General features: G+C 46.9%; 6 protein-coding genes. All 6 read right to left on the minus strand.

Annotation, left to right across the window (positions count from 1 at the left end):
- Nucleotides 1-8: 8 nt before the first annotated feature.
- Nucleotides 9-1,430: a sialate O-acetylesterase gene (locus tag HX021_RS04690; RefSeq protein WP_286588803.1), complete on the minus strand. Its 1,422-nt coding sequence runs from the start codon at nt 1,428-1,430 to the stop codon at nt 9-11.
- A gap of 195 nt (nt 1,431-1,625) precedes the next feature.
- Nucleotides 1,626-3,644 carry an aceric acid hydrolase gene (locus tag HX021_RS04695; RefSeq protein ID WP_286588804.1) on the minus strand — a complete coding sequence of 673 codons (2,019 nt, stop codon included), beginning with the start codon at nt 3,642-3,644 and terminating at the stop codon, nt 1,626-1,628.
- A gap of 7 nt (nt 3,645-3,651) precedes the next feature.
- Nucleotides 3,652-7,125 carry a glycosyl hydrolase gene (locus HX021_RS04700; protein WP_286588806.1) on the minus strand — a complete coding sequence of 1,158 codons (3,474 nt, stop codon included), beginning with the start codon at nt 7,123-7,125 and terminating at the stop codon, nt 3,652-3,654.
- A gap of 30 nt (nt 7,126-7,155) precedes the next feature.
- The gene (locus tag HX021_RS04705) at nt 7,156-10,476 is read right to left on the minus strand and encodes a glycoside hydrolase family 2 TIM barrel-domain containing protein (protein WP_286588808.1); all 3,321 of its coding nucleotides are present in this window, start codon (nt 10,474-10,476) and stop codon (nt 7,156-7,158) included.
- A complete protein-coding gene (locus tag HX021_RS04710) occupies nt 10,454-12,613 on the minus strand; it encodes an alpha-L-rhamnosidase-related protein (protein WP_286588811.1) in 2,160 nt (719 codons plus the stop codon). Before HX021_RS04710 ends, HX021_RS04705 begins: the two co-directional genes overlap by 23 nt.
- Before the next feature lie 16 nt (nt 12,614-12,629).
- Complete coding sequence (gene fucP / locus HX021_RS04715; RefSeq protein WP_286588812.1) at nt 12,630-13,937, minus strand: L-fucose:H+ symporter permease; 1,308 nt, start codon at nt 13,935-13,937, stop codon at nt 12,630-12,632.
- Nucleotides 13,938-13,948 lie beyond the last annotated feature (11 nt).

Genomic DNA, 13,948 nt, shown 5'->3' on the forward strand with positions numbered 1-13,948 from the left:
CATTTTATTTACCAATCGTCTGTTCGAAAGGAGCTCAATGGCAAGCCATTGACGCCAAACACATCTCCAATAATATAATCTTTAAAGGCATACCGTACCGCCACCGGTTCAGCCACTTTCGGTGAAGCAACAACAATTGTCTTTCCTTTTAATACAGCTTGTGCAGGATAAAACTGCTGATCCTTACCGGCAATTTCAAAAGTCTTTACCTCTTTGCCATAGGCTGTCAATCCCAAAGGTGCATCGCTGAAGGAAAGCACCGCTGTACTGTCTTTGATTTCAAGCTTGTCGTAACGGGGACTTTTCAGATTCAGTGTACTAAAGCCATAACTATCATGCAAGGCGAGGTAAGCCAGACGTTCACCACTTTGTTGTTTATGCGCCGGATGGATACAATTTTGCTCACCCAAATCCATTGTGACAGCCATTCCCGCCTGGGGAATCTTATCGAGCGACTTACGCTGTGCATCCCGCAGGTAGGCTGAATTATATTTTTCCCCCACATGATAAGGGGGTAATGCAGCATAATCAAAGGGGGCAATCTGCGTAAAATAGAAAGGCAACTCCTTATTTCCCCACAGATCGCGGAACTTTTCCACCATTCGGGGAAAGAGAACTTCATACTGATCCGGACGTTCGTAATTGGATTCGCCCTGGTACCATATCATCCCCCGGATCCCATAACCGGCAATGGGATGGATCATACCATTATAAAGCATGGTTGGAACCCGGTTTTTATCTTTCAGCCCTTCTTCTTGTCTGGGAATCTGAATATCTTGCTGATCGGCCAGCCAGGAGGCTTCCATCCAGGCCTCGACATTGGAACCGCCATAGCTGCTATGGATCAAACCTACCGGTACGCCCAAAGTCTTGCGCAGTTGTCGCCCAAAGAAGTAGGCTGTTGCACTAAAGCCGACAACCGACTGTGGTTCGGCTTTCTTCCAACTACTGGGTTTACTGTCCACCGCCGGTTGGAGCAGCGGATTGCGCGGTACGGTGTAGATACGCAACTGCTCATCTTTTGAATCCATGATCGCTTCTGTACTGCCCAGGATAGGTTGTCCGGGATAACCTTTCAAAGGCATCTCCATGTTTGATTGTCCCGAACATAACCACACTTCACCGATCAGAATATCCTGAAGTTCAATAACATTCTTTTCAGCGACTTTGATCTGATAAGCACCGCCGGCGGCCGGTGTTTGCACCAGGATTTTCCATTGGCCTAAGTCGTCGGCTTTCACCTGGTATTTTTGTCCGTTCCAGGACGTTTGCAAAGTCAAAGTAGCCTGTGGATCAGCCCAGCCCCAAACAGGAACCTGCGCCTTTTGTTGCAGCACCATTCCGTCCGTAAAAAGGGCCGCTAAACGAACTTTCGCTGTCGCGCTCCACTGCATAAGCAGCAGCGCTATCGTAAAAAAATAAGGTTTCATGTAAACGATGATCTATTGTTTTTGATTTTATGGGAACGAATAACACATAACAGGCATGATTCACTCCGGTTTATGATCAGTTGTCATCCTACGCTCAATGCGCTCCGGTTTATTTATCTGGTGCATAATCATTCAGGTCCTTTTGCTGATCCATAGGATCGTGCGATAGACTGCATAATCCTATGGATGGGTGCATCACAATGCAGGTAACCAAACGCTCATATCACCAAATGTACGGTTTCCCCAAGCAAAATAGGGCACCAATCGTACAGGAACAGTCTCCTGCTTTCCCGCAGCAGCTCTGCGGTACAGTGAATTCCATTCCGTACTGCTTGTACGGTAGGCGTTTCCTTCCAATAAGACGATATCCTGTCCGAGTATATCCTGATGTTTGGGTACAAAGTCCGTTGCCGGTTTCATTTTTAAATCAAAGATATTGACATCCGCTGCAACATCCTGTTTTTCCAGGCAGTAAACCACAGGCCCCCGCATGACCGCAACCTGATTGCGGGTTTCCTCGACCAGTGGATTTGACTCCATAAAGGAAACCTCCATCGGCAGTTTGATGGTAACGCGGTCTCCTTTCTTCCATGATCCAGCTAGTATGGCATAGCCTTTTTCAACCGGTGCTTCGATTTTCGTCTCGTTTTTCCATATTTCAGCCTTACCGGCCCAAGCTGGCACACGCAGTTTCAACGTATAATCGGACGGAAATTCTTTCAGCGTAAACGAAGCCGTACCTTCCCAGGGATAGTTGGATGTCTGTACAATATTGAGCTGTTTTCCGTTATGGATTGTCTGTAGTTCATTCCCTCCATACAAGTTCACCGCGACGGCATCGGAAGATAGCCCGTAAGCATAATTGGCTACCTCAGCAATGGTACGCACGATATTTGGAGGGCAACAATTGGACAACGAAATATAGGGAACCCGTTTTTTGGACCAGCGTTGCTGGAAGGGCAGATCAGAGGAGTAACTCAGCGGATTGGTATACAGAAATTTATCACCATCCAGACTAATTCCCGAAAGTACACTGTTGTAGAGGGCCAATTCCAAGACGTCAATGTATTTTGCATCGCCGGTAAAATTGGCCATGCGCCAATTCCACAGCATATTGCCGATATTTGCACAGCTCTCATTATGGGCTGTCAAATTGGGCAATTGATAATCACGGCCAAAGGCTTGATGGATCTTTTGCACTTCCGTTGGATCATAGGATGTTCCGTCCGGTGAGGTTCCGTCATACAGTGCACCTAAGCCTCCCGTGATGTACATCTTACGCTGGGTGACATCATCCCAAATCTCAAAAAGACGGTTGCTCAGTGTTGTATCGGCCAGCTCGGCGCATAAATCCGCCACACCCGCATAGAGGTAACTTGCACGCACGGCATGCCCTGTGGCTTTATGTTGCTTCCGGAAAGGAATGCGGTCCTGATTGTCGTCCGTGCCATCTTCAATTTCACCTTTAATATCGATCAAATGTTTGGCCAGTTCGAGGTACTTGGGGTCCTTGGTTGTCCGATAGAGTTCGATGGTCCCCATATAATGGGACGGACAGATCGCATTGCGGGCCAAGGTTGGGTTGGACTTTTTATAGAATCCATACAGGTAATCTGCCGCTTTTATCGCAATATTCAATAGGTCGCGCTTTCCGGTCGTGCGATAATGTATGCATCCGGCGGTCATTAAGTGACCGATATTATAGGATTCAAAACTTAAACGGTCCTGAAATTCGATATTCTCGCCCGATCGTTGCTGATCGATGGTTGCTTTGGTATAGATATAGCCGTCCGCACGTTGCGCTTTGCGGATTACTGGAATTACTTCGTCCAGCATGCGAAGCAGCTTTTTATCTTTCGTCTGTGCATAGATGGCACAGACAGCTTCCAAGGTTTTGTAAAAATCACCATCATGAAAGGATGGTCCGCTATGTTCTCCTTTTTCCAATCCTGCTGCAATTTCGAAATTCCGATAGGCGTGACTGATGGAGGCATCTGTATACACGTGCCAGAGCTGGGGCACCATCTGTTCATAGCATGACTTTGTACGATCGGCCCAGAAACCTTTGGTCCATTGTACATCTCCCATATCGACCGCCTGCTGAACGGCATAGGGGCTTGCACCGGTATTTGTAATCGACTTTTCCTGGGCCTGGGCCTGTAGAGCCATCGTGAAGGAGAGCCCCAGGATCATTAGTTTGCGCTTTGTGTTCATGATTTCTTTATTTTGCATCTAGCCACAGTAACTCCACTTTCCCCTGCAGACCTGAAGGCTGCAAGCCTTTCAGGAACTTGTCTGATGCGGTCGTTTTTATTTTCTTTTCTACAGTTGGATTTTCTTTTTCGTACCAAAAGCGGTTGCCCCAGGTGTTATAAACCTTGACGCTGATCTTATTGTCACCTTTCCGGATAAAATCGGTCACATCGATCTGATAAGGTCTGGTCCATACAACGCCAGCATACTGTCCATTGACAAAGATTTCGGCCATGGATTCTATCGCCGAAAATTGCAAGTAAGCACGTTGTTTTTTACCAATATGTTTTATATTTAATCCGGTTTCATAACTTCCCGAGCCCGCATGATATTTAATATCCTTGTCCTTACTCGTCGTCCAAAATTGAGGCTCCTGCTGCAGCATGGGCTGTTTATTGTTCAAACCTTCTGGGGTAAACGACCAGGGGCCTGGCAAAGGAGTTGCTGCCGAACGATGGTATTGTGGGAGATCAAGTTTCGTATGGCTTGTCAGTATAAAGCTGGATTGATAGGCATCGAATGCCAAATTAATGACTGATCTATCATTATGGACTTTAAACGATAAGGGCTCGAGTTTATCCAGGACGGGATCATAACGGTAGGCATAGGTGTCCTTATTGCGTAGCGATAGGGAAGCATGTTGTGTCATGCTGTCCTGATTGGCCACAAAATACAGCTGGCCACCTTCAAAACGGCGATGATTCCAGGAGATATGTGGGTTTGCCCCCTGATTGACCAACACATCGGGGGCTATATTTAGCGCGCTAAAATCCTGGGCCTCATAAGCCCCCAGCAACAGGCGTCCTTTTCCGATTTGTTTGGATTGCAATGTGGTATTTGGAAACGGTTTTAGCGCTGAAAATAGCTGACTCAGCAAGTCCTGATATGCTTTTGTTTTGGCAGCGCTCAATTTACCGCGCCAGGTCTGCGGGATATCTTGAAATAGTACCGTCGCGCCTTCATTGATCAAGGTCTTTAGGCGATCCAAGGTCCGCAATGAGTATTGGCTACCGTTAGGATTTAAGGCTGTCTTGCCGGGCATAACGAGTATGGAATAAGCAATATGATCCGCAAAAATTACTTTACCATCTTTCACTTTAGTTTGATTCCACAGTGCATCCGGGTTAAAGGAATCATAGGCATAACCGCGCAGTGGGTCCACCCAATCTTCTGGCCTATACATATTGGCTCCGGTGGTTACACCTGCAATTTTTTGCAAGGGTAAGCCGACATTCGCCAACAGGGAATCCGTCCGCTGCACACGGGCAGTACCAATAATGCCGGGGAGCGCATCAACCAGACTACTGGGCAGCACCGAACGCCTTGGAATTTCTTCCCCAATAAACACGCCTACATCTCTTACAGGCACCCCGTATTGTAAGAGTTGCTGTGCACGGATGGCATAATTTACCCACTCTTTACCTGGTTTCCACCAGATTTGGTCACGCTGAAAATAAGTTCCGATACCGTCCATGGTCATACCCGGTTTGCGATCCATCCAGGGGTTATGTACATATACGTGATAAACGAGGTTATTGATGCCCAAGGCATAATTCCGGTCCTGTAGGCTTTTCAACAACCGTGGATGCTCATCCCATTGGGCTCGAATCTGCGTAAAAGCTTCGGACATGGTGACCTGCTTACCGTAAATATGGCTTCCGGATACAGCATCCAAAATATCTGCCGGTTTATCGTGTGATGGACTTCGCAGCCAAAATTCACCCATAGGGCGGTCTGTTGCCGCAAAATGAGCCAGACCATCCCCTGTCATGACAGGAGCTGTGGCTTCGGCTGTAAATTCCACGCCATATTCATCGGATTTACGGCGCAGTGTACCATAACTATTCTCCTGTAACAGTTCGCTGATGGTCTGCCTGTAGTCCTGCAAAAAGGCTTCGGAATCCATGACGCTATTGACAAAGTAACCGGCTAAGACGGGTAGATAGCCGGTGAGGTCATAGCCCCGGCGTTTTAAAAATTCAGCCGGAAAACTACGGGTCCAGTTCTGGCTGCCGCATTCCCAGGAATCAATATGGAATACAGTCAGTACATCTTTAGAAAGCTGGGGGTCGACCTGCTTTTTGGCTGCGCCAAACCATTGGTCAAACTGAAATGCAACGGTACTGGCATCCAGCTTATCACATTCCAGCCCTTTTCCGGCACCCGCGGTTTCATTTTTATGTCCGGTAGACGTATGTCCGACACGCAAAATTTTCCATTTTCCTGCAGGCAATGTGAGGTCAACACGTCCTGTCTGATCCGGTTTGGGTAGCCGCACAAGCTGCTGTTGGCTCCATATTGCCGTTTTGGCAACGGCTGCAGGATCAGAGTACTTGCCAACGCGCCAGATTTCACCGGTCTTACCCTCAATCTGGTTCACCTGGGCCTCTTCAAATAAACTTATGCCAGTTAGTTTTAAAGAGGGCTTCCATTTACCCGAATCCAGGTCTTCACCACCAGGTTCGCTGCCGGCGGGATCGTAAACAAAACGGAAATATTTGGCTTTAGTATAGGGGATCAGGTGTGTCACACCGTTGTCCCAATCCAACCAGCCCATTCTTGGGGATTCCAGTTGCGTGATTTTTCGGAAATGAATACCATCATCGCTGGCCAGGACCTGTAACCTATTCGCCTGATAATTGGAGGCTGTCCATTCAATTTTCAATGAATTACAGGAAAAAGGTTTATCGAAGGCATATTGGATCCATCCAGGAGCCGACGTGGCAAAATGCTGTCGATTTGTCCGGTCGGCCAGACGTTTTAAATCTTCGCCATAGCTATTGGACACCTGCACCTTTTCCGTCAAGCTGGTGCGTGGAAAATGCGCCAGAGGCATCGCATATAAGGCGATATCTTCGTAGTAGCCCGCCGCTATTGGTGGTTGGGGCAGCTGAAAATTGCGCAGTTGTCCACCACGGCTTTCTATCAGCGTATCAGCATAAACAACTTTTTGCATTGATTTTTCAGGGCTGATCCAGGGTCCTCCGGCAGTAGCAAAACCGTCGTTGGGCAATAAGGCGATCTTCAGGTTGTATTTTTTTGCTTCAGAAACAATGTACCTGAACATATCCCACCATGCGGGGCTCAGCGATTCCGTCGGTGGATCGAAAAGCGGCGGATTGGTTTTTCCCTTAATGGGCGCAAGATAGGCCCCTGCGATATTGTTCTCAGCCATGGCTTTCAGATCTGCCGCAATACCTTCTTTGGAATAGCTGGCATGCATGAAGTACCAAAACACCCAGGGTTTGGCCTGTTCAAACGAGTGTTGCCCCAACGGCAGCAATGTTGCTGGAATGCCTTTTATCTGGGCATTGCTGTTCAGACAGCCCAAAAGAAGACTTGTTCCCAATAACAGCTTAATCCTCGTCATACTGTATTTTTCTAAGCCCTTGACCACTTTCCAGGATCTTGGGCTGTCAAACATCTCGTTATACTTCTTCATCTGTTTTTCCATCGGCTCATTGCAGAGCGGTTAATTATACTGGATAAAATCCTGTATCTGCTGTTTCAGATCTGTGGGGATCAAATAAAAGGAATAGTTGTAGTCTTTTGCCGGAACCTGATATTTTTCCAACGGCTGCGACACATCTGTCCAGGTATCATTTCCGCCTACCCCCATTTGCTTGAGGTCCACATTTAAGGTAATCTTATCTTCTTTTTTCAATTTAAACCAATGTTTTGCGTCAACAATGGCTTGCTGTGAATAAGGCCATGCACTCATGGATAAAGGTTGCTCACCCACGACCAGTAAACCAGTCTTTTTATTTTGTAAGTGCATCCAGCGCACTTCCATCCGGTTGCCATTTTCTTGTGGATAAAGATAATGTTCCATCATGTGGTCAATATCCATACGATAAATGCCCAGATCAAAACCATAGGCACGATCGGAATAATTCTCCATAGGCCCCAGCCCATAATATTGAATGTCCTCAAATGTTGGATTGATCCCCATCTGGAGCCCCACTCGCGGAATATTCGGCAGTCCTGCTTTTACCTGCAACTGATAAGCTACCGACACGACACCTGGATTTTTGACCGTATAGACAAGCTGCACCTGCGCCGAATCACCTGACAGGGCATAACTGGTCTTTACGACATAATCTTGACCTTTGGCCGCTGCAGTTATCGAAACCAATTTTGGATGGCCATACCAATATTTTAATTTTTTCTCCGGTTTCCAGCCCCGCCGGTCATTGTCGGTTGCCGGCCGTGTGAAGTTTGGTCGAATGGCATCCTTCACCATTTCCTGACCCTTATACGTAAAGGTGCTCAGGCTGCCCTTTGACTTATCAAAGATCACCTGAAATTCCTTACCCGAAATCTGTATATTATTTGCGTTTTCGGTTTTGATCAGCCGGCCACCTTTCGCTGGCAAGTTGCGCAGGACATTCGGCTGCTCCTGCAAGCTGAGCTGAGAAGAGGAAATGACAAAACCCATTGGAGCCCAAGCGGTGGCTTCCCGTAAACGGAATTGGATATCCAGCTGATATTCATGATCTGCCTTCCGTTTGAATGGCAGATGGGCGGCAAAACTCAGCGCAGTAGAATCGCCTGGGGCTAAATCAATCGCCGCTATCGGCACTTCCTTGACCAGTTGACCATTGCTGCGAAACAATAAAAAGGCATCGTAGTGGTTCAGGTTAAGCACAGTTGATCTATTTTTAACGTTTAACCGTATTTTTTCGGGATCAATCAAATTGATTTCAGCGGGTTGATAAATACGTTTATTTTCATACATCGCTGCCTTTGGTTTGTTCCAGGCATCGACGATACCATTGAGACTGAATGCACCATTATGCACTTTTTCACCGAAATCGCCACCATAGGCCAGCACCTTTCCATAAATAGAATCGTTACGGATCAACGCCTGGTCTTTGTAATCCCAGATAAAACCGCCGATCAAACGCGGTCTGGAACGGAAGATGTCCCAAAAATCACGAATATTTCCGGTAGAATTCCCCATGGAATGGGTATACTCGACAAAAAGGATCGGCCGATGATCCCCATTATCCTGGTTCAACAAGAGCGCTGGTGTAAAAATTCCGGGGTAAAAACGGGACACGATATCGACATAATACTGATCTTTTATATTTTGAATACGGTGTGCGTGATCGTTGGATTTTGGGTAACGTGGATCTGAAGGATCGATATATCCGGGTAGCTGGTGACTCCCCATGGCGGGTTCATAATGCACAGGACGTGTGATATCAAAATCATGGATCCAGGCTGCCATTGAAGCCGTATTGGGGCCCCGCCCCGATTCATTTCCCAAGGACCAGATGATAATGGAAGGATGGTTCTTGTCCCGTTCGACCATCCGTGTCACACGTTCGTTGAGTGCCGCCAGCCAAGCAGGATCATTCATCAATTTACCACCCAGGCCATGGGTTTCCATATTTGCTTCATCCATCACCATGATACCATAGCGGTCACAGAGTTCATAGATATAGGGATCATTGGGGTAATGGGAGGTCCGGATCGCATTGAAATTAAATTGCTTGATCTGACGGATATCTGCTTCCATGTCTTCCCTTGTCAGCGCTTTTCCCCGTTCGGGATGATGATCATGCCGATTGACACCGTAAAGATAAGTTGTCTTACCATTGATCAAGAGCTTGCTATCCTTGGGCGAAAATGCAATGCTCCGAAATCCGACCTGACAGGTTTTCGCCTCCAGCAGGCGGTTTTCTTGATCATACAGACTCAACACCAGGCGATAGAGGTTGGGCTCCTCCGGCGACCATTTTTTTGGATTTTTAACCGTTGTTTCCAACAGGCCAAACTTGACATTATCCAACCGTGGATAGATCTCGTCAAAGATCGCCGAAGCATCTTTCTCCAAGGGTTTGGTCAGGATAGGCTGATTATTGCTGTCGTAAAGCTGGGCTTTCAGCTTAAAGCCACTGATGCTGTCGCCTGAGAAATTATCAATTTTGGGCCGCAAAGAGAATTTGGCATCTTGATAAGCAGCATCCAAGGTGGCCTGCCAATGAAAATCAGCAATCCGCACTTTTGGTTCAGCCATTAAAAACACTTCCCGGTGAATTCCGCTCATGCGCCAATGGTCCTGATCTTCAAGATAAGAAGCATCACTCCAGCGCAAGACCTGTACTGAAATGCGATTTTTACCTTTTTTAAGATAGGGTGTTGCATTGAATTCAGAAGGTAAGCAGGAATCTTCCGCATAGCCGACATACTTGTCATTGATCCACAACTGATAGGCTGAAATCACACCACCGAAATGCAGGGTGACATTCATTCCTTTCCAGGATTCAGGCAATTCAAAGGTTTTTTGATAGGAGCCTACGCCATTATAGTCTTTCGGGATCCGTGGCGGATCAATGGGTGAAAAAGGATATACGGCAGAACGATAAATGGGAATGTCATAACCTTTCATTTCCCAATTGGAAGGAACCTGGATTTTATCCCAGCCTTTTACCTCGGCTAGGTGAAAATCCTTGGGTGCATCAGCCGGTTTAAAGACAAATTTAAAATCCCATTCCCCATTTAAAAAGAGCATCCGCTTATTGCTCGTCCGGTCATTCTTTAAAGCTTCTTCCACGGTGGCATAGGAATAACCTGTCGCACGTGCAGGATCCCGGTTGATCGATGTAATCATCGGGTTTTCCCATGCTTTCGGAATTTTACCATCCGGCACCGGTGGGATAACAGCGGGTTTTCCATCGACTGTCTGCGCCTGTGACGACGTCAGGGCGAGCGACAACAACAAGGTGGCCGTCCACAGAAAGGTTATCGTTCTTTTCGCTGATTTAATACTTGTAATCCACTTCATATGCTATTCCTTTTTCCAAAACGAGCTCGTAGTCGTTTCCCGAAATATGTTTTACTTGGCCTTGTTGCATACGAGGGACTATTTTGCTTTTCAGCTTTAAGGTTCCTTTTCCAACAGGCGATTTTACTTTAATCTTATTTTTTGACACGTACAGCTCGATTTCCCCCTGTGGTGTAGGCACTTTACCTTCCATCCACTCCTGTGCTGCCAAATAGGGCTTGATTTCGTACTCGGCATAGCCGGCAGCTGTGGGTTTCACCCCCAGGTAGTACTTGCCCAACAGATAGATGGGACTTGCTCCCCAGGAATGGCACAGGCTCTTGCCAAAATCCCGACCATACATCGCGTAATGTTCCACCCCTTTTTTTGCGGGATTATATTCCTCCCAGAATGTGGTCGCCCCAAGCTTTAACATGCCGCCCCAATAATCTTTTATTTCTTTCATCACATGGTCTTTTTCCCCCAATTCACAGAGCGCTTCCAGCTCATAATAACGCATATAGGGGGTCATAATCTTTTGGATCTTATCATTGAGCAAGACATTGGATTTTACTCCGGCACGCTGATGTTCATTGAGATAATCAAAAAAGATCGCAAACATATTGGTATATCGGGTAACATTATCCGTTTGTTTACCGTCAACCCGGCTGTGTGCAAAAGCTTTTTTCTGATCGTTCCAGTAATAGGCAAAGAGCTTTTCTTTCAGTTGGGTCGCCTCGTGTTGATACTGCTGCTGTGCCTTTGATTCGCCAACCAAATCAGCACACATCGCCATGGTTTCAAGACTACGGCACAACAACAATTGCTCGAAGCTTACCTCACCTTGTTTGCTTAAACCTTCGGCCCAGTCAATAAACACCCAGTCTCCAGCCAATCCCTGCATCAGCCCATCCGCATTGCGCCTATCGAGGCAAAATTGCATCAAGGTTTTCATCCGCGGGTAAACCGCTGCAATAAATTCTTTATCGCCCGTATAGCGGTAATAATCATAAATACTTAAAAACCAATAGAAGGTGTAATCCATAATGGTATTGATATGGCTTACCGTAGGTTCTTTTCCGCGTAAGGCCAATATCGTGCGTTTGACGGTTTCGGCATCAAATCCCAGATAATAGTTCATGGCATAGGACTGGTAAGCATCACCGCTCCAGATCCAGCGGTCGCGTTTGATCCCATCAATATAGAATTCCCGGGAGGTAAGCTCCATCGTGTATTTGGCGACATCCCATATTTTATTTAATTCCTGATCCGAACTGCGGAAGGTCCCCCGGTCTTCAACCGGCAGGTATTCGTATTGCATGGCGAGCTGATCAAACTTCACTGTTCCTTCAGGCTCCAGAAAAACGAAACGGAAGGCCTTGGAAAAATCGAGCGTGCTGTCTGCAGGCTGCTGCAAGTTTACATCCAACAGATCAAGCGTTTCACATCGGTCGGTCGCCAATGCTTCCTCCTTAGATTCTCCATAATAGATCTTTAATTTCCCCTGCCCCTGGAGTTGCTGCAAGGTGAGGTAGCCAAAGGTATTTTTTCCAAAATCCACCAAAAAACCTTTTCCCTGCCTTGTCTGAGCAACCGCCTGCTGCGGTCTTGTTGGCAACTTGAATGCGGAAGGTAGCGTTGTAACCTCGTCAAAATTCCATGAACCGGCCTTGACGTAAGTCGTCCCTGATTGATCGGAGGCTTTCCCTGTTTCGTCAATCCATTCTTTATCTTCATAGGTCGCGTTCCAGCTGTTATCGGTATACACATTTTTACCGGCAATATATAAGGCTGGGACTTTAGCCTGATTATAGACCTTAACATTGATTTTTTGTTTTCCTTTCTGGAGCTGCACTTTCGACGGTGTCCCAGGCAGCATCTTGCCATTGATCTTCACATTATATTTGCCTTCGGCATAAATGCTGATCTCTTCGGCTTCGGGCAAGTCAAATTCCTTGCTGAATTCAACAAGCACATAATGGCTGTCCATCTTCCAGAATGGCGGGAAAAAAGTTCCTCTTTCCGTCCGACGATTTTGCATATCGTTGCTCAACCAAACCTCATAATCACCGGGATACCAGATCCAGGTCCGCTGATGTTGTGCGAACAATGCCGTTGTCGCCATGAAACATGCTACTAGTAAAATAAATTTTCTCATATACAATGATGTGTTTTTAACGGTCATGGGCTGTTTTCGTTGGTTTATAACCTTTGAGTGCAAACCACAAGATAACGAGGTAGCAGAGCAAGGGTATACTATATCCGATCTGTGTATTGTCCTGTGCAGCATCGATCATGCTTCCGGTCAGGAAGGGGAAAACCGCTCCGCCCACAATGGCCATGATCAGCCAGGACGAAGCCTGCTTTGTTTCATTGCCCAGTCCGGCAATACCCAAGGAAAAAATAGTCGGGAACATAATGGACATAAAGAAGCCGAGTCCTCCCAATGCGTATAAGATCAGCATGCCTGTGCCCAAAATGGCCACTATGGCCAAGACCGCACAGCATAGGGCGTAAATAGCCAATAAGCGCTGGACCGTGATGTAACGCAGCAAAAAAGTACCTACAAACCGTCCGCCCATAAAGAGCAGGCCATACAGCCCAAGGAAATAACCGGCAGTCTTTTCGTCCACTCCTGCCCCCTGCTGGGCCATACGTATAAAGAAACTGGTCACACAGACCTGTGCCCCCACATAGAAAAACTGTGCCAGTACGGCAAAAGTCAAATGTTTATGTCGGAGCACGGCAAATAAACCCGGTTTTTGCTCAGCTTGTCCAACAGCCTTCTCCCCCTGAATCTCGGGCAGTTTTACAAAAGCAAACAGCAGTGCCACGCTCAGCAGGATCAAACCTAAGGTTAAATAGGGTATTTTCACGGACGAGGCCTCCTGAAGCAGGTAGGCCAAGCGGCTGGCATCCGTCATCGCTGCCAGCTCAGCTTCGGAATAGCTTGTTCCCGACAAAATAAAGGCTGTACCAATAATCGGTGCCACCATGGCCGCCAATCCATTAAAGGAAGCGGCCAAGTTAAGCCGATGGGTCGCCGCTTCCGGTTTACCCAGTACTGCCGCATAAGGATTTGCAGCTGTTTCCAACAAGGCCAGTCCACAGCCGATAATAAACAAAGCCAATAAAAAGAGCTCATACATCCGCTGATCCGCCGCTGGGATAAACAAAAAGGCCCCAACAGCGAAGGTGACCAATCCCAACATAATGGATCGTTTATATCCCCATTTGCGCAGTGCATAGCCTGCCGGTAATGCCATGATAAAGTAAGCTAGGAAAACCGAGGTATCCACCAGTGCCGACTGACTATTGTTCAATTGACAGGCTTTCTTTAAGTGGGGGATCAATATGCCATTTAAATTATGCGCCATACCCCACAAAAAAAACAGGCTGACTATCAGAATAAATGGAAACAGATAAGCTTTCGAAGAACCTGCATCATTTAACTTTACCGTTGTTTTTGTTCCAATTTCCATGTGATAGACCG

The sequence above is a fragment of the Sphingobacterium sp. N143 genome, from assembly GCF_030325625.1.
In the GTDB taxonomy this organism is placed as follows: Bacteria; Bacteroidota; Bacteroidia; order Sphingobacteriales; family Sphingobacteriaceae; genus Sphingobacterium.